Raw genomic sequence first — 17,904 nt, forward strand, 5'->3', positions numbered from 1 at the left:
TTATAGGTGCATCGCATTGCTATCAATCGAGCCTGATGCCCGGCGTCAGTGTCGCAGGTAAGGTCAATGCTGCTGCCTCCAGGGACGCAACCGGGTAAGCGCAGTAATCGGCGGCGTAATAGGCGCTGGCCCGATGATTACCCGAAGCACCGACACCACCGAAAGGTGCGCTGCTCGCCGCCCCGGTCAGTTGCTTGTTCCAGTTGACGATCCCGGCGCGGCTTTGCAGCCAGAACTGTTTGTAACGCGCTTCGGAGTCCGACAACAGACCCGCCGCCAGACCATATTGCGTGTCGTTGGCCTCTGCGATGGCCGCATCGAAACCGGCGTAGCGAATCACCTGCAACAACGGACCGAACAGTTCCTCGTCAGGACGCTCGCTGACAGCGCTCACATCAAGAATGCCCGGCGTAAGCAAGGCGGCCTGTTCCTGCGGCCGGGTCATTTCCAGCAACGCATTGGCGCCCTTGCCCAGCAGATCACGCTGGGCTGCCAGCAAAGCGGCAGCGGCCTGCAGAGAAATCACCGAGCCCATGAAAGGCGCAGGCTGGCGGTCGAAAGCGCCGACCTCAATGGTTGCCGTTACTGCCACCAACCGGGCAAGGAATGCATCACCCCAGGTACCTTGCGGCACAAGCAGGCGCCGGGCACAGGTACAGCGCTGGCCAGCCGAAATGAAGGCTGACTGAATCACGGTGTACACCGCTGCGTCGATATCCTGGACCTCATCGACCACCAGCGGGTTATTGCCACCCATTTCCAGGGCCAGAATCTTGTCCGGCCGCCCGGCGAACTGTTGATGCAAGGCACTGCCGGTACGGCTGGAACCGGTAAAGAACAGGCCGTCGATGCCCGGATTGGCCGCCAGGGCGATACCGGTTTCGCGCCCGCCTTGCAGCAGGTTCAGTACACCTGCTGGCAAACCGGCCTCGATCCAGCACTTGACCGTCAATTCGGCAACCTTGGGTGTCAGCTCGCTGGGCTTGAACAGCACCGTATTACCCGCCAGCAGCGCAGGCACGATATGGCCATTAGGCAAATGACCGGGGAAGTTATAAGGACCAAAGACCGCGACAACGCCATGGGGCTTGTGACGCAACACAGCCGTGGCATCGCCCAGCGGGCCGCTCTTTTCGCCGGTTCGCTCACGGTAGCTCTGCACCGAGATGGCAATCTTGTTGACCATGCTGGTCACTTCAGTGGCCGACTCCCAGAGCGGCTTGCCGGTTTCCTCACCGATGCAATGCGACAGTTCGTCCGCATGCTTCTTGAGGCTGGCGGCGAACGCTTCCAGCACGGAGATGCGATCTTCCAGCGAACGTGATGCCCAGCCCGCAAAAGCCTGACGCGCCGCCTGCACGGCGGTTTCGACCTGAGAGGCACTTGCGCCCCGGCCAGACCACAGAACCTGCTGGGTCACCGGGTTCAAGGAGTCGAATGCGTCACCTTGCCCGTCCTGCCAGACACCCGCGATATACAGCGTGCTCATCAAGCGCCCTCCCGCACCGCCGACAAAGGCACAGCACGCACATTATCGCCAGGACTCATGCGCAGACGTCGGGCCGTCAGCGGATCAACCACCAGCGCGCCGGCCGCCATGCGAGCCTGCCCGATGGTAATCCGGCCGTCTTCACGTTTGCGGTTGTAGATCAGGAATTTCGGCGCATCATCACCCGGCGTACCGATGGCCAGCACCAGCGTCTGGCTGTCACGCACAGCGCGGATTTTCGTGGTTTCACACTCGATGGCAGGGCCGGCATCGAAGATGTCGACGTAACCCTGATAGTTGAAACCCTCACTCTTGAGCATCGTCAGAGCAGGCTCGGTATCGGCGTGAACCCGGCCAATGACGCTGCGCGCATCTTCCGAAAGAAAGCAGGTGTACAGCGGAAACTTGGGCATCAGTTCGGCGATGAATGCCTTGTTGCCCACGCCGGTCAGGTAGTCGGCCTGGCTGAATTCCATCTTGAAGAAGTGGCGACCCAGGCTTTCCCAGAATGGCGAACGCCCCTTGTCGTCCGACATGCCACGCATCTCGGCAATGATCTTGTTGCCGAACAGCTTCGGAAACTCGGCGATGAACAACATCCGCGCCTTGGACAGCAGGCGACCATTGAGACCGGTACGCGAATCGCTGTGAAGGAACAGCGAGCACAGCTCGGAGTTGCCGGTCAGGTCGTTGGCCAGGAACAGGGTCGGAATCTCGCGGTAGATATTCAGTTCCTGAGAGGCGCTGACCGTCAGCCCGACGCGATAGTTGTACCAGGGCTCACGCAAGCCAACGGCACCCGCGATGGCAGAAATACCGATCACACGTCCGTCATCGTCTTCGAGCACGAACAGGTAATCGGCATCCGCACGATCGGCTTCGCCACGAAAGGACTTCTCCGCCCAACCCACACGATGCGCCAGGCGCTGCTCATTGGCAGGCAATGTCGTCAGGCCTGCGCCGGTGCTGCGCGCCAACTCGATCAGCGCGGGCAGGTCACTGCTGCGTACGGGACGAACGATCATGTTATCTCCTCGACCGGACTCCTCTGGAGCCCGGAAAACTGGCTAATCCGCTATGTTCGGACGATCAGGATCAGACGGCGACAAGGCGCACGCTGGCACCTTCACCGACACCCAAGGCCTCGGCGGCCTGCAGACTCAGCACCACCGGCCGGCCGGGTGCCCAGTCCAGTTCCAGCAGGGTTGCGCGGTAATCCTGCAGCAGCCCGTTCGTCACCAGATACAGGCGTGCGCCCTTGCCGGCATCGTCCGTTGCGCTGGTGTCGATCTTGACCGGCACCAGACGGCTCTGGGCAATCGAGCGAATCCCGGAAACACGAGCGTGCAGCGTCGGGCCACCGTCGAAAATGTCGATGTAATGATCGGTCTCGAAGCCTTCGCGCATCAGGATGTCGAAGGTGATCTGGGCACGCGGATGCACTTGCCCCATGGCTTCCTGAGCGGCGTCGGTCAGGAGCGGGACATAGATCGGATAATGCGGCATCAGCTCGGCCAGGAAGGTCCGGCTTTTCAGGCCACACAAGCGTTCTGCTTCGGCGTAGTTCAGGTCGAAGAAGTTGCGTCCGATGGCATCCCAGAACGGAGAGTCGCCATTTTCATCGCTGTAGCCCACGATCTCGGTCACCACCGAATCGGCGAAACGCTCGGGGTGGCTGGCGACAAACAGCAGGCGACCGCGAGAATTGAGCTCCGACCAGGCGGTGCCCACCAGTTCGGGGATCACGTAGAAGCTGGTCAGCAGGCTGTTGCCTGTCAGGTCATGGCACTGGGACAGGACGTGGATCTTGTTGTGGATCTTCAGCTCACGTGAGGCATGCACGAAGGTTTCGTTACGAAAGCTGTAGAACGGCTCGGAGTAACCCGCGGAAGCGACGATGCCCGAACAGCCCACCAGACGACCGTTCTCGCTGTCTTCAAGCACGAAGAAGTAGGTTTCTTCGCCATTGAAACTGACCTCGGCGGCGAACGATGCCTCCGAAGCGCCGATCTTGTCGCCCAGGCGACCAGCATCGTCAGGCAAGGACGTCACACCAATCGGACTGTCGGCGGCGAGGCGCTGGACTTCTGCCAGATCAGCCATTTGCGCGGGGCGCATCACCAGCATGGTGCCACTCCTTACCAGATCACAGGCCGGAAACACCGGCACTAAAAAAAGCACCGCGCAGCCTGGAAGCCGCCCGGCACAGGAAAAATGTCCGGTGCCCGCCAAGAGGCGAACACCGGAAGGTCCAGCAATGTATCAGGCTGTCAGCTTGGCGATGGCGCGCTCGAAGCGGTTCAGGCCTTCGTCGATATCGGCATCTTCAATCACAAGGCTTGGCGCGAAACGAATCACATCCGGGCCGGCCTGCAGAATCATCAGGTTCTCGGATTCGGCGGCGTTGAAGATGTCCTTGGCCTTGCCTTTCCAGGCATCGGACAGCACGCAACCGATCAGCAGACCAAGACCGCGCACTTCGGTGAACACACCGTATTGCTGGCCGATCGCCTCCAGACGCGCCTTGAATTTCTGATGCTTGCTTTCAACACCCTTCAAGACTTCAGGGGTGTTGACGACATCGATCACCGCCTCGCCCACCGCGCAGGCCAGCGGGTTGCCGCCATAGGTGGTGCCGTGTACGCCAACGGCAAAGTGCTTGGCCAGTTTCTCGGTGGTCAGCATTGCCGCCAGAGGGAAACCGCCACCAATGCTCTTGGCGCTGGAAAGAATGTCAGGGGTCACGCCGTAATGCATATAGGCAAACAGATGGCCGCTACGGCCCATGCCGCTCTGCACTTCATCGAAGATCAGCAGTGCGCTGTGCTCGTCGCACAGTTTGCGGGCACCTTGCAGGTATTCAAGCTCAGCCGGCAGAACACCTCCCTCGCCCTGGATCGGCTCCAGAACCACGGCGCAGGTCTTGTCGGTCACGGCGGCTTTCAACGCTTCCAGATCGTTGTACGGCACATGGCTGATACCGGTAATCTTCGGCCCGAAACCATCGGAGTACTTGGGCTGACCACCAACGCTCACCGTGAACAGGGTGCGGCCGTGAAAGCTGTTCAGGGCTGCGATGATTTCGTACTTTTCCGGACCATGAAGGTCGTGGGCAACGCGACGCGCCAGTTTGAAAGCGGCTTCGTTGGCCTCGGCACCGGAGTTGCAGAAGAACACGCGCTCTGCGAAGGTGGAGTCCACCAGTTTTCTGGCCAGACGCAAGGTCGGCTCATTGGTGAAGACGTTGGAGACATGCCACAGATTGTTGGCCTGCGCAGTCAAGGCACCCACCAGCGCCGGATGGCAATGGCCCAGCACGTTGACGGCAATCCCGCCGGAGAAATCCACCAGTTCGCGTCCCGCCTGATCCCATACACGGGAGCCCGCGCCACGCACGGGGATGAACCCGGCAGGTGCGTAGTTGGGGACCATCACCTGGTCGAAATCGGCGCGTTGCACCGCAGCATGCTCAACGGACATCGGAGTCTCCTGAAGAGGAACGCCTGCCTGAAACCGGCAAGCGATGGGAAGATTGTAAGGACTGATTTCTGTTCGGCCTTGTCGCCAGGCGACATCTTGTTACAGCGCAACACCGGTTTTTTTTCACTGTTTTCGGCAATGCGACATATTGCGTCACAAAGGCGCAGTTTATCTGCTTTTCCGAATGAATTCGCCCCCCCCTCGTTGAAGAGAAATCAATCGCGACAAAGCTCTTCCACCACCGGCTGGAACGGAAGACAACTCGAAAGGACTGTTGCTGCGACGCTGGTTGCGGTCTTCACGAGGCGTGGCGCCAAAGAAGTTGCGGTAGGCGCTGGAGAAATGCGGGCCGGAGGAGAAGCCGCAGGACAGGCCGATCTGGATGATCGACTTGCTGGTCTGCATCAGCATCTGCCGCGCCTTGTTGAGGCGCAGCTCCAGGTAATACTGGCTCGGCACTCGATTGAGGTACTGCTTGAAGATCCGCTCCAACTGGCGACGGGACACGCAAACGTGCTGGGCGATTTCGTCGGTGGTCAGCGGCTCTTCGATGTTGGCTTCCATCAGCAGGACTGCCTGGGTCAGCTTCGGATGACTGGAGCCCAGGCGATTCTGCAGCGGAATGCGCTGACGCTCGCCACCTTCGCGAATACGCTCGACCACCAGCTCTTCGGAAACCGCACCGGCCAGCTCGGCGCCATGATCACGGGACAGAACCGCCAGCAGCAGATCCAGCACCGACATGCCGCCACAGGCAGTCAACCGGTCACGGTCCCAGTCGAACAGGTGGCTGGTGGCAATGACTTTCGGGAAGCGCTCGCTGAAATCATCCTGCCAGCGCCAGTGGACGGCAGCCCGATAACCATCGAGCAAGCCAAGCTGGGCCAACGGATACACGCCAGCGGACAACCCGCCAATCGCACATCCGGCGCGCACCACTTGCTTGAGAGCACTGGCCAGGGCCGCCGACATGGGAGCAGGCGGCTCGTCCGCCAGCAGGAACAGCTTCTGAAAACCGTCGATGCGACCGGTCCACGGCTCTCCCGGCAATTGCCATGCACCTGCTACAGCAGGTTCATCGGCAACCTCGGCCTGGAGGAATGACAATTCATAGACCACGTCAGGGTGAACGCTCTGGGCAACGCGCAAGGCTTCCTCGGCCAACGCCAGGGTCAAGGCTTTGGTGCCGGGCCAGACAAGGAAACCTATTCGATGGGCAGTCATTGGGACATCCGATACGTATCGCCTCAAGGGCCGAACCTCAACAGGCTAGCACTGGAGTAGCCAGAGCATGTTGCGTGGTGCGCAGCATGCCCTGTTCTGTTGTAAAAGACATCGCCGAGGCGATGCCGCTGATTACTTGAGGCTGCCTGAGAGGAACTGCTGCAACCGCTCGGACTGAGGATTGGCCAGGACCTCGCGGGGATCGCCACGCTCCAGTACCACACCCTGGTGCAGAAAGACCAACTGGTTCGACACCTCACGGGCAAAGCCCATTTCGTGAGTGACCACCACCATGGTCCGGCCTTCCTGGGCCAGGCCCTGCATGACCTTGAGCACATCGCCCACCAGTTCCGGGTCCAGCGCGGACGTCGGCTCATCGAACAACATGACTTCCGGCTCCATGGCCAGGGCGCGGGCTATCGCCACACGCTGTTGCTCGCCACCGGACATATGACCCGGATAGGCTTCCTTGCGATGAGCCACGCCGACCTTGGCCAGGTAATACTCGGCCTTTTCCAGCGCCTCTTTTTTCGGCACGCCCAGGACATGCACCGGCGCTTCGATGATGTTCTGCAAGGCCGTCATGTGCGACCAAAGATTGAAATGCTGAAACACCATGGACAGACGCGAGCGCATGCGCTGCAACTGCTTGGGGTCGGCAGCCTTCAGGCCGCCTTCCTTGTTCGGCACCAGCTTGAGTTCTTCGTTGTTGAGCAGGATCTTGCCGGCATGGGGCTGTTCAAGCAGATTAATGCAACGCAGAAATGTGCTTTTACCCGAGCCGCTGGAGCCGATGATACTGATGACATCGCCTGCCTTGGCTGTCAGGGAAACTCCCTTGATCACTTCATGACTGCCATAACGCTTGTGCAGGTCCTGGACTTCCAGTTTGTTCATGCTTTCGATTCTCGCAAGACAGTCAGTCACTGAGCAGACGCCCGTGACGCAGCGCGGTGCGCCCCGCCACTTTGGCCAGCCAGAAACCCGGTTGAGCATAGCGAAGCCGCTCGATGGCGAATAACACACCGGCAGTATTCGCACAGATGGTGCTGACCCGATCGGACAACGGATCGATGACTTCAAACAACGGCTCGCCAACCTCGACCCAGCTACCGGCAGCGCGCAGGAACGTCACCACGCCGGGATGAGGCGCATAGAGCAATTCGGTGCCCTCGAACGGCATGCCTTCGCAGGCTTCACGCTCAGGTTTCGGCCAGTCGCCGCTGATAAAGCCCTGCTCGGCCAGAAACGCCAGGATGCCTTCGGCATGCGTCTCGGCCTCGGCCTTGCCGGTATCGGCCTGACCGCCCAGTTCGATGGTCGTGGCCAGACAGGCCAGGGGAATCTGTGCTTCGGGGAAGATCCGCGAAAGGCGCAGCCAGGGCAGCGAACAGGCCTCGTCAAAGGAGCTGCCACCGGAATCCTCGGCCAGCAGCGCGACCTTGATATCCAGATGCGCAGACAGCGAACGCCACTGCGGCCAATGTTGTGGCAAGGCATACATGTGCAGCGCTGCATCGGCATCGCAATGCAGGTCAAGCACCACATCAGCGACACAGGCATGACTGAGCAGCACACGCTGCATGGCCTGCAGCTCGCCTTGCGGAGCAGGCAAGCGCTCGAGCGCAGCCTCCATGGCCTGACGAATCAGTTGAATATTGGCTCGCGGGTCGTCGCCCAATTGCCCTTCCAGCAACTCGGCGACAGGTTCGCTCAATTCGGTGAAATCGCGGTTGAAGTTCTTGCCGCTGCCAAACTCGAAACGCCCTTGATGCGCGCCTTGCAGCAATTGCCCCAGGCCCAGGGGATTGGCCACCGGCACCAGCTCGATAACCCCTTTGAGCGCGCCTTGTTCTTCAAGCTGACCCAGGCGTTTTTTCAACTCCCAGGCCGTACGCATGCCCGGCAACTCGTCAGCGTGCAGGCTGGCCTGGATATAGGCCTTGCGCTCGCCGCTGCCGAAACGAAAAACACTCAGTTGACGCTCGGTGCCGAGGCTTCCCCACGGCAATACATGATCGATTCTTTGCATGTCAGACCTTCCGCGGAGCCAGGTAGCCCAGCCAGCGACGCTCCGCCAGCTTGAACAACCGCACCAGAATGAATGTCAGGCACAAATAGAAAACGCCTGCGGTTATATAAGCCTCGAAAGGCAGGTAGTACTGAGCATTGACCGTGCGGGCCGCGCCGGTAATGTCGATGAGGGTCACGATGGACGCCAGACTGGTGGTCTGCAGCATCATGATGACTTCATTGCTGTATTGCGGCAGCGCACGGCGCAGCGCGGAAGGCAGCAGAATGCGGCGATACATCTTGAGCGGCGACATGCCCATGGCCCTGGCCGCTTCGATTTCGCCAGCCGGTGTTGCCTTGAGGCTGCCGGCAATGATCTCGGCCGTGTAGGCACTGGTATTGATGGCAAAGGCCAGGCAGGCGCAGAAGCTGGCACTGGACAACAGCGGCCACAAGACGCTCTCGCGCACCGCTTCAAACTGGGCCAGCCCGTAGTAGATCAGGAACAGTTGCACCAGCATCGGCGTGCCGCGAATCACGTAGGTGTACAACCAGGCAGGGAAGTTGACCCAGCGACGTTTCGAGACACGCATCAGGCCCAGGGGCAATGCCGCCAGCAGACCGAATGCCAGGGAAATACCGAGCAGTTTCAGAGTCACCAGCAGGCCGCCGAAGTACAGCGGCAGGCTTTCCCAGACGACGTTGTAGTCGAAGATCATAGGTCAGCCGCCTTTACGCCTACGGAGTAGCGTTTTTCCAGATAACGCAAGGCGAGCAGCGAGACACTGGTAATCACCAGATACATCGCAGCAACCGCCAGGAAGAAGGTGAAAGGCTCGCGGGTGGCATCTGCCGCCTGCTTGGCCTTGAACATCATGTCTTGCAGACCGACCACGGAAATCAGCGCGGTCGCCTTGGTGAGTACCAGCCAGTTATTGGTGAAACCGGGGATCGCGAGGCGAATCATCTGCGGCACCAGTATCCGGAAAAACACCTTCAGGCGGCTCATGCCATAGGCCATGCCAGCCTCGGCCTGCCCCTTCGGAATCGCCATGAAGGCACCGCGAAAGGTTTCGGACAGGTAGGCACCGAAAATGAACCCCAGGGTGCCGATACCGGCCAGCAACGGGTTGAGGTCGATGTAGTCATCGAAGCCCAGCAAGGGCGCGACACGGTTGATCAGATCCTGCCCGCCGTAGAAGATCAGGAGAATCAGCACCAGATCGGGAATACCGCGAATCACCGTGCAGTACAGATCGCCCAGCCACGCCAGCCAGCGCAGCGGCGACAGACGCAACGCCACACCAATCAGACCGAGAATGATTGCCAGGGCCATCGATGACAGAGCCAACTGCAAGGTCAGCCCGGCACCTTCGAGGATTACAGCCCCGTAGCCTTTCAACATGTTTGTGCGGTCCTCAAGCGTGGGTATAAAAAATGGCGCAATCCAGGCTGCCCTGTTTGCGCCATCCAGATCAGGAACCTGACGTTACTTGCCGTAGATATCGAAATCGAAGTACTTGTCCTGAATTGCCTTGTACTTGCCATTGGCACGAATCGCGGCGATGGCGGCGTTGATACGGTCCAGATTGGCCTTGTCGCCCTTGCGAACAGCGATACCGATGCCTTCACCGAAGTATTTCGGGTCGGTAAACGACGGACCGGTGAAAGCATAGCCCTTGCCAGCGTCGGTTTTCAGGAAGCCGTCCTGCAACAGGGTCGCGTCAGCCACGGTGCCATCCAGGCGACCTGCGGTGATATCCAGATAGATTTCGTTCTGGGAACCGTAAGGCGTGACCTCGGCACCCAGAGGAGCCAGGACTTCGCGAGCGAAGCGCTCGTGAATCGAACCACGCTGCACACCGACCTTCTTGCCCTTGAGTTCAGCGAGGCTGTCGCTGACTTTCGTGCCGTCCTTCATCACCAGACGAGCCGGGGAATTGTAGTACTTGCCAGTGAAGTCCACGGACTTCTTGCGATCATCCGTGATGGACATCGAAGACAGAATCGCGTCGATCTTGCGTACCTTGAGGGCCGGGATCAGACCGTCGAATTCCTGCTCGACCCAGGTGCACTTGACCTTCATTTCTTCACAAAGTGCATTACCGATGTCGTAGTCGAAACCCACGATGCTGCCATCCGGCGCCTTGGAGGCGAACGGAGGGTAAGCGGCTTCGATACCGATCTTGAGCGGTTTTTCATCGGCGAAAACCGGCTGGGCAAGCACAGACAACGCCAGCGCGCCAAGAAGCATGAGCTTTTTCATTTACAGGACTCCATCGATGAAACACGACAAATGGCAAAGTGAGCGGTAGCCCAAGATGCAAAAGAACAATCCGGAGAGAGCGACGCCAGGCAACTGATACCGAAATTCCGGTCAGAGGACCCCTGACTAAGTGAGGGGCATTTTAGCGGCAGGTACGAAGTCGATATTTCTTCAATGCGACAACTAGTTACAGATGCATCGAGAAAACCACCCCACCCCATTGACTTGAAAAAAACTTCGTGATCTTAAAAAATCAAGAAAAACAGTTGATGCAGCAAAAAGCGCGCCCATTATTGGCAAAGCCTTCTAATACGGCAAGTCCAGCATTGCATGCGACTGACAAAGCGCTAATAAATGCACCGCAATCCTACAAATACCTAGCAACTCGTCCTACAAAGAAGCACGCCCAAGCACAGCCTGGGTGAACAGGTAACACATCGATATATATCCCTTTTCGAAATGAGTGAGCAGCAGTCTCAGCCGAGTACCCCGATCATTTTCAGAAAGCAGACATGAAAACGCCCCGTACCGGACGGGGCGTTGCGGTGACTCAAGGGATCATGCCGCGCTCATGGTCTTGTGAGTATCGACCAGATGCTGAACCACGCCAGGGTCGGCCAGGGTCGAGATATCGCCCAGCGCATCGTACTCACCGGTGGCGATCTTGCGCAGGATACGACGCATGATCTTGCCCGAACGGGTTTTCGGCAGCCCCGGTGCCCACTGGATGAAATCAGGCGAGGCAATCGGGCCGATCTCCTTGCGCACCCAGTTGCGCAACTCGATACGCAGCGCTTCGTCCGGCACTTCACCCGCATTGAGGGTGACGTAAACGTAGATGCCCTGCCCTTTCAGATCATGAGGCACACCCACCACAGCGGCTTCGGCGACTTTCGGGTGCGCAACCATTGCGCTCTCGATTTCGGCGGTGCCCATGCGGTGGCCGGAAACGTTGAGCACGTCGTCCACACGCCCGGTGATCCAGTAGTAGCCGTCTTCGTCGCGACGGGCACCGTCACCTGTGAAGTACATGCCACGGAAGGTCTTGAAGTAGGTATCGACAAAGCGGTCATGATCGCCATACAGCGAACGTGACTGGCCTGGCCAGGAATCCAGAATCACCAGATTGCCTTCAGCCGCCCCTTCGATCAGGTTGCCCAGGTTGTCCACCAGCGCCGGGATCACACCGAAGAACGGACGTGTTGCCGAGCCGGGTTTCAGCGCCGTTGCACCCGGCAACGGGCTGATCAGGATGCCGCCGGTTTCGGTCTGCCACCAGGTATCGACAATCGGGCAGTTTTTCTTGCCCACGGTGTCGTAGTACCAGCCCCAGGCCTCGGGGTTGATCGGCTCGCCCACCGAACCCAGCAGACGCAGACTGGAACCGTCTGCCCCCTCCATCGACTTGGTGCCTTCGGCCATCATGGCGCGAATCGCGGTCGGCGCGGTGTAGAGGATATTGACCTTGTGCTTGTCGACGATCTTCGACAGGCGAGTGATGTCCGGATAGTTCGGCACGCCCTCGAACAGCAGAGTGGTCGCGCCATTGGCCAGCGGGCCATAGACGATATAGCTGTGGCCAGTGACCCAGCCCACGTCTGCCGTACACCAGTAGATTTCGCCCGGCTTGTAATCGAACACGCGCTCGTGGGTCAGCGCGGCATACAGCAGATAACCGGCCGTGGTATGCAGCACGCCCTTGGGTTTGCCGGTGGAGCCGGAGGTATAAAGGATGAACAGCGACTCTTCGGCGCCCATTTCTTTCGGCGCGCAGGTGCTCGATGCCACTTCCAGCAGCGCGTGGTACCAGATGTCACGGTGGCGGTTCCACTCGATCTCGCCGCCGGTGCGCTTGCAGACGATGACCTTCTGCACACTGCTGGTTTCAGGGTTGGTCAGCGCCCGGTCGACGTTGGCCTTGAGCGGGGTTTTCTTGCCGCCACGCAGACCTTCGTCGGCGGTGATGACGACCTTGGAATGGCAGTCGATGATCCGGCCGGCCAGCGCCTCTGGCGAGAAGCCGCCGAACACCACCGAGTGAATCGCACCGATACGGGCACAGGCCAGCATGGCGACCACAGCTTCGGGGATCATGGGCATATAAATGGTGACGACATCACCACGATGCACATCCTGACCGCGCAAGGCGTTGGCGAACTTGCAGACTTCCTCATGCAGTTCGCGGTAGGTGATGTTGCGGTGTTCGGAAGGATCATCACCTTCCCAGATGATTGCGATGCTGTCGCCACGCTCTTCGAGATGGCGATCCAGACAGTTGTAAGCGACGTTCAGTGTGCCGTCGGCAAACCATTTGATATCGACACGGTGATCGTCGAAGGAGGTCTGCTTGACGTGGGTGAAGGGTTTGATCCAATCGAGGCGCTCGGCCTGCTCGCGCCAGAAACCATCCGGGTTGACCACGGACTGCTGGTACATGGCCTTGTAGGTCGCCTCGTCGGTCAGCGTGTTCGCTGCGACTTCTGGGCGCACGGGGTACAGAGAAGCTGCACTCATCTTGGATACCTCGGTGGAATAGTTGTTGTTTTATGACTCTGTTGTATCCCGCCATATCCTGTGGGGCCATTCGACGATGGTCTTACCGCCTTACTCTTCAACACTCCCATACGCAAGGGGGACACGCCAAAGAAAAGGCCGAGAACCCAGTGTCGCTCCCAAGGCAATCAGGCTACCCTGTAAAAAAACAATAACTCCCTTGGGAGGTCAGCATGAGCCAGACGCAATACGTGGCCCGTGAACCCGACGACAAAGGCTTCATCGATTATCCACCTGCCGAACACGCGGTCTGGAACACCCTGATCACCCGTCAGATGAAGGTGATCGAAAACCGTGCCTGCCAGGAATACCTGGACGGTATCGCACAGTTGAACCTGCCCCACGATCGCATTCCGCAACTGAGCGAGATCAACAAGGTGCTGGGCGCCACCACCGGCTGGCAGGTCGAGCGGGTTCCGGCATTGATTCCCTTCCAGACCTTCTTCGAGCTGCTGGCCAGCAAACGCTTTCCGGTGGCCACCTTCATCCGCACCCCGGAAGAACTCGACTACCTGCAGGAACCCGACATCTTCCACGAGATATTCGGCCACTGCCCGCTGCTGACCAATCCCTGGTTTGCCGAATTCACCCATACCTACGGCAAGCTTGGCCTGAGCGCGAGCAAGGAACAGCGCGTCTATCTGGCGCGACTGTACTGGATGACCATCGAGTTCGGTCTGGTGGATACCGCCCAGGGTCGCAGGATCTATGGCGGTGGCATTCTCTCTTCGCCCAAAGAGGCGGTTTACAGTTTATCCACGGTGCCGGAACACCAGGCTTTCGATCCACTGGAAGCGATGCGTACGCCTTATCGCATCGATATCCTGCAACCCGTTTATTTCGTATTGCCCGAACTCAAGCGCCTGTTCGAACTTGCCCATGAAGACATCATGGGACTGGTTCATCAGGCCACGCAGTTGGGCCTGCATTCACCCAAATTCGAACCACGGCCCAGAAACCATGCGGCCTGAACAGGAGTCCTGGCATGTCATCTCTCAACCAAGCCCATTGCGAAGCCTGCCGCGCTGATGCTCCGCAGGTCAGCGAAGCCGAACTGGCCGAGCTGATCAAACAGATCCCCGACTGGAACATAGAAGTACGCGACAGCGTGATGCAACTGGAGAAGGTCTATCTCTTCAAGAATTTCAGATTCGCCCTGGCCTTCACCAATGCGGTGGGCGCCATTGCCGAAGCCGAAGGTCATCACCCGGGACTGCTGACCGAATGGGGCAAGGTGACCGTGACCTGGTGGAGCCATTCGATCAAGGGACTGCATCGCAACGACTTCATCATGGCAGCCCGCACTGATCAGGTGGCGCAGGACGCCGAAGGCCGCAAGTAAGGGGTTTTGCCAGCATTGAAGTACCTTGGGCAGGACACTGAAAATCGTTTTTTGTTTCACCAATGGACGAACGGAGTGAAAAAAATATCCGGTTTGTCATTTTCAGTGTTGTATCCTGCAGAAGCTTTTTAAAGCACGGTTCAATCTGCAAACCCTTGTGAGGCGACGACGATGCATGAAATTCCAAACTTCCCCTTCCCAAGTCAACAGGAACCAAAGCAGTCTCCCCTGGCTCAACAGGAGCTTGGTCAAACTGCCGCAATGAAAGCAGCATCGCTGGCTCAAACCAGCCAAAAAGCCCGACGCAAAGACTGAAGGCAACTGTTTTCAGGCGTATGGAAACCGGTCTGACCAGGTTTCGATACGCCTGAAAAACCAACACAAGAAAGCGGATTCATGACCGACTTCACCGAACACCAGGCCAAAGCCCTCATTGGCGCAGCCGAAAAGATGATCGATATCTGGGAACGCCTCAGCCCGGAAAAACAGAGCGCCCTGCTCGCACGTTTCGGTACCCAGGAAAACGCACTGGCGGCCTTGATCACCACCCAGCTTGTAGGCTCCAGCAAAGGCTGAACGCCTGCGCCTGCACTTTAAATTTCTCTTTATATCCCCTGCATCCCGCGCTGGATCGTTATCATGGCAACTTCGAAAGCTTGCTAAGGGTTTTACCTGCGCCTTTCGCCAACCCGCCGCCAGAAGGGTCCGCTACTCTCATGTCCCAGATACAAGACACACCACGCCTGATGGTGACGCTGCAGGTCGTCTCCATCGTACTGTTCACCTTCATTGGTTATCTGAATATCGGCATCCCTCTCGCGGTGCTGCCGGGCTATGTCCACACCGATCTGGGCTTCGGCGCGATAACCGCCGGGCTGGTGATCAGCGTGCAGTATCTGGCGACACTGGTCAGCAGGCCCTGGGCGGGGCGCATCATCGATAACCTGGGCTGCAAGAAAGCCGTGCAATACGGGCTGGCAGGATGCGGACTCAGCGGCGTCTTCATGCTGCTACCCATCGCCATGCCCAACTGGCCTGTTGCGAGCCTGATCAGCCTGTTTGTCGGCCGTATTCTGCTGGGCAGCGCGGAAAGCCTTGTGGGTTCAGGCTCCATTGGCTGGGGCATCGGCCGGGTTGGCGCACACAACACCGCCAAGGTCATTTCCTGGAACGGCATCGCCAGCTATGGCGCCTTGGCGATTGGCGCCCCGCTGGGTGTATGGCTGGTCAAATCCCTGGGCCTTTGGACCATGGGCGCCAGCATCATTGCCCTGTCTTCGTTCGGGCTGTTGCTGACCCTGAAAAAACAGGCAGCGCCTATCGTGCAGGGCGAACGCCTGGCGTTTACCCACGTACTGAAGCTGGTTTTCCCTCACGGAATGGGTCTGGCGCTGGGTGCTATCGGTTTCGGCACCATCGCGACCTTCATCACCCTGTATTACGCCAGCAATAACTGGCCAGATGCGGTCCTGTGCCTGAGTCTGTTCGGAGCCTGCTTCATCATCGCGCGCCTGCTGTTCGGCAATCTCATTAATCGCCTGGGCGGCTTTCGCGTCGCCATTGCCTGCCTGTCGGTGGAAAGCCTGGGCCTGTTGCTGCTCTGGATCGCGCCCACCCCAAGCCTTGCGCTGGCGGGCGCCGCCTTGAGCGGTTTCGGGTTCTCACTGGTATTTCCGGCGCTGGGGGTCGAAGCCGTGAATCTGGTCCCGGCCTCCAGTCGTGGCGCGGCAGTCGGCGCCTATTCGTTGTTCGTTGATCTGTCACTGGGGATTACCGGCCCGCTGGCCGGCGCCATTGCAGCCGGATTCGGCTTTGTCTCGATCTTCCTGTTTGCTGCGCTGGCATCCCTGAGTGGACTGGTTCTGAGCATCTATCTGTATAAACAGGCGCAAGTGCTGCGCGAACAGAAAAACCTCAACGCCTCTTAAAAATCCACCTTGCCGCGCCCGGCCTTGATGGAGCCTCGCTTGCTCTTGGAATCCAGGCGCCGGGTCTTGGAACCCAGCGTCGGCCTGGTCGGGCGGCGCTTCTTTTCAACCTTGGTGGCGCTGACGATCAACTCGCTCAAACGCAGCAACGCATCAGCCCGGTTCTGTTCCTGGGTGCGGTACTGCTGCGCCTTGATCACGATCACCCCGTCACCGGTGATGCGACTGTCGCGCAGGGCCAGCAAGCGCTCCTTGTAGAACGGCGGCAGCGACGAAGCGTTGATGTCGAAACGCAAATGCACCGCACTCGATACCTTGTTGACGTTCTGCCCACCCGCGCCTTGCGCACGAATGGCTGTCCACTCGATTTCGGCGTCCGGCAGGTGAACATTGTTGGAGATGATTAGCATTGGGTTCTCATGGCAATTGCAGAGAGCATCTTACTCGCGTTCAAAAAATCACTTAACCCTTTCCATTGATCAATCTGACTCATGACCTTATGCAATCGCGCAGGCTTTTCAGGCTCATGAGCAATCGGGGTATGCTGCCGGGCCGGGAGGAGCCCGGAAGCACACAAGAGAGCCATCGATGATCAGGGATTTCGCACTGCGCGACTATTTCAGCGGCCTGCTGGCATTCATTGCCGTGGCCCGCGAGCGCAGTTTCACACGTGGTGCCGCACAACTGGGCCTTTCGCAATCGGCGGTCAGCCATGCAGTGCGAGGGCTGGAAACCTCTCTTGGCGTACGCCTGCTGGCGCGCAATACCCGCACCGTGATCCCCACCGAGGCCGGTGAGCGGTTGCTGCGAAGTATTGCCCCGCAGTTCGAGGAGATCGACGCGGAACTGGCCGCGCTTCAGGAACTGCAGGATACACCGACCGGCACGATCCGCATCACGGCCTCCGACCATGCCATCCGCAGCGTGCTGTCTGCAAAACTGAAGAAATTTCTGCCCCGATATCCTGCCATCAAGGTCGAGCTTTGCTCAGAAAACCAGATAGTGGACATCGCGGCACAACGCTACGACGCAGGCGTGCGGCTCGGCGAGTTTCTTGATCAGGACATGATTGCAGTCCGTATCAGTCCCGATATCCGCTTTGCAGTGGTGGGCACCAAGGCTTACTTCGAGCGGTACCCGATCCCCAAGACTCCCGACGATCTGGTTGCCCAGAACTGCATCAACCTCAGGCTCGCCACCCATGGCGGTCTGTGGCCCTGGGAACTCGAACGCGATGGCAACATACTCAACGTGCGTGTCGAAGGTCAGCTTGTCTACAACAGCATGTATGAAGTCCTGGACGCTGCGATTGCCGGTCTGGGCTTGGCCTATATCGCCGAAGACATGGCCAGCCCCTATATCCGCTCCGGGCATTTCATCCAGTGCCTGGAAGAATGGTGCCCGCTGTGGTCGGGGTTTCACCTGTACTACCCGAGCCGCAGACAGCCTTCAGGAGCAATGTCCCTGCTGATCGCCGCCTTGAGGCATGAGGAATGAGAGCAGCTGCAAGTTGTAAGCTTCAAGCTTCAAGCTTTTGACTTGTAGCTTGTAGCTTGTAGCTTGTAGCTTGTAGCTTGTAGCTTGTAGCTTGTAGCTTGTAGCTTGTAGC

16 protein-coding genes and 1 pseudogene are annotated in these 17,904 nt (G+C 58.9%); 5 read left to right on the forward strand and 12 right to left on the reverse strand.

Features of this window, described 5'->3' with window-relative positions; translation table 11 throughout:
- Positions 1 to 22: 22 nt before the first annotated feature.
- The 11 genes and pseudogenes from astD to acs form a co-directional block, all read right to left on the reverse strand.
- Positions 23 to 1,492, reverse strand: coding sequence for a succinylglutamate-semialdehyde dehydrogenase (astD, locus tag K5D32_RS22290; RefSeq protein ID WP_221601848.1), 1,470 nt, complete (start codon positions 1,490 to 1,492; stop codon positions 23 to 25).
- Positions 1,489 to 2,514 (reverse strand): arginine N-succinyltransferase, encoded by a 1,026-nt coding sequence (gene astA / locus K5D32_RS22295; RefSeq protein ID WP_221601849.1) that lies wholly within the window; start codon positions 2,512 to 2,514, stop codon positions 1,489 to 1,491. Before astA ends, astD begins: the two co-directional genes overlap by 4 nt.
- Positions 2,515 to 2,584: 70 nt before the next feature.
- The gene (gene aruF, locus K5D32_RS22300) at positions 2,585 to 3,616 is read right to left on the reverse strand and encodes an arginine/ornithine succinyltransferase subunit alpha (protein ID WP_025259035.1); all 1,032 of its coding nucleotides are present in this window, start codon (positions 3,614 to 3,616) and stop codon (positions 2,585 to 2,587) included.
- A gap of 135 nt (positions 3,617 to 3,751) precedes the next feature.
- Complete coding sequence (locus K5D32_RS22305) at positions 3,752 to 4,969, reverse strand: aspartate aminotransferase family protein (RefSeq protein WP_221601851.1); 1,218 nt, start codon at positions 4,967 to 4,969, stop codon at positions 3,752 to 3,754.
- A gap of 234 nt (positions 4,970 to 5,203) precedes the next feature.
- A pseudogene (locus tag K5D32_RS22310) lies at positions 5,204 to 6,193 on the reverse strand (GlxA family transcriptional regulator); the annotation flags it as partial.
- 132 nt (positions 6,194 to 6,325) lie between these two features.
- Positions 6,326 to 7,090, reverse strand: a complete 765-nt coding sequence (locus K5D32_RS22315) for an ABC transporter ATP-binding protein (protein WP_025259032.1) — start codon at positions 7,088 to 7,090, stop codon at positions 6,326 to 6,328.
- A gap of 22 nt (positions 7,091 to 7,112) precedes the next feature.
- Positions 7,113 to 8,225 (reverse strand): succinylglutamate desuccinylase/aspartoacylase family protein, encoded by a 1,113-nt coding sequence (locus K5D32_RS22320; protein ID WP_221601852.1) that lies wholly within the window; start codon positions 8,223 to 8,225, stop codon positions 7,113 to 7,115.
- A 1-nt stretch (position 8,226) separates the two neighbouring features.
- A complete protein-coding gene (locus K5D32_RS22325; RefSeq protein ID WP_221576807.1) occupies positions 8,227 to 8,925 on the reverse strand; it encodes an ABC transporter permease in 699 nt (232 codons plus the stop codon).
- Positions 8,922 to 9,611: an ABC transporter permease gene (locus tag K5D32_RS22330; protein ID WP_025259029.1), complete on the reverse strand. Its 690-nt coding sequence runs from the start codon at positions 9,609 to 9,611 to the stop codon at positions 8,922 to 8,924. The genes K5D32_RS22325 and K5D32_RS22330 overlap by 4 nt, the downstream gene beginning before the upstream one ends.
- 84 nt (positions 9,612 to 9,695) lie before the next feature.
- Positions 9,696 to 10,472 (reverse strand): ABC transporter substrate-binding protein, encoded by a 777-nt coding sequence (locus K5D32_RS22335; protein ID WP_025259028.1) that lies wholly within the window; start codon positions 10,470 to 10,472, stop codon positions 9,696 to 9,698.
- A gap of 558 nt (positions 10,473 to 11,030) precedes the next feature.
- A complete protein-coding gene (gene acs / locus K5D32_RS22340; RefSeq protein WP_221576806.1) occupies positions 11,031 to 12,986 on the reverse strand; it encodes an acetate--CoA ligase in 1,956 nt (651 codons plus the stop codon).
- A gap of 212 nt (positions 12,987 to 13,198) precedes the next feature.
- Between acs and phhA the strand changes: the two genes are divergently transcribed.
- The 4 genes from phhA (at position 13,199) to K5D32_RS22360 (ending at position 16,295) form a co-directional block, all read left to right on the forward strand.
- Complete coding sequence (gene phhA, locus K5D32_RS22345) at positions 13,199 to 13,996, forward strand: phenylalanine 4-monooxygenase (RefSeq protein WP_221601853.1); 798 nt, start codon at positions 13,199 to 13,201, stop codon at positions 13,994 to 13,996.
- A gap of 14 nt (positions 13,997 to 14,010) precedes the next feature.
- The gene (locus tag K5D32_RS22350; protein WP_025259025.1) at positions 14,011 to 14,367 is read left to right on the forward strand and encodes a 4a-hydroxytetrahydrobiopterin dehydratase; all 357 of its coding nucleotides are present in this window, start codon (positions 14,011 to 14,013) and stop codon (positions 14,365 to 14,367) included.
- 396 nt (positions 14,368 to 14,763) lie between these two features.
- Positions 14,764 to 14,943 (forward strand): hypothetical protein, encoded by a 180-nt coding sequence (locus K5D32_RS22355; protein ID WP_025259024.1) that lies wholly within the window; start codon positions 14,764 to 14,766, stop codon positions 14,941 to 14,943.
- 140 nt (positions 14,944 to 15,083) lie between these two features.
- Complete coding sequence (locus K5D32_RS22360) at positions 15,084 to 16,295, forward strand: MFS transporter (RefSeq protein ID WP_221594441.1); 1,212 nt, start codon at positions 15,084 to 15,086, stop codon at positions 16,293 to 16,295.
- On the opposite strand, the gene arfB is transcribed toward K5D32_RS22360, so the two are convergent.
- The gene (gene arfB / locus K5D32_RS22365; RefSeq protein ID WP_117164668.1) at positions 16,292 to 16,705 is read right to left on the reverse strand and encodes an alternative ribosome rescue aminoacyl-tRNA hydrolase ArfB; all 414 of its coding nucleotides are present in this window, start codon (positions 16,703 to 16,705) and stop codon (positions 16,292 to 16,294) included. The two genes, K5D32_RS22360 and arfB, sit on opposite strands and share 4 nt — an antisense overlap.
- Before the next feature lie 178 nt (positions 16,706 to 16,883).
- On the opposite strand from arfB, the gene K5D32_RS22370 reads away from it, so the two are divergent.
- The gene (locus K5D32_RS22370) at positions 16,884 to 17,792 is read left to right on the forward strand and encodes a LysR family transcriptional regulator (RefSeq protein ID WP_221576801.1); all 909 of its coding nucleotides are present in this window, start codon (positions 16,884 to 16,886) and stop codon (positions 17,790 to 17,792) included.
- Positions 17,793 to 17,904 lie beyond the last annotated feature (112 nt).

Source organism: Pseudomonas cichorii, assembly GCF_019719005.1.
Lineage (GTDB): Bacteria > Pseudomonadota > Gammaproteobacteria > Pseudomonadales > Pseudomonadaceae > Aquipseudomonas > Aquipseudomonas cichorii_E.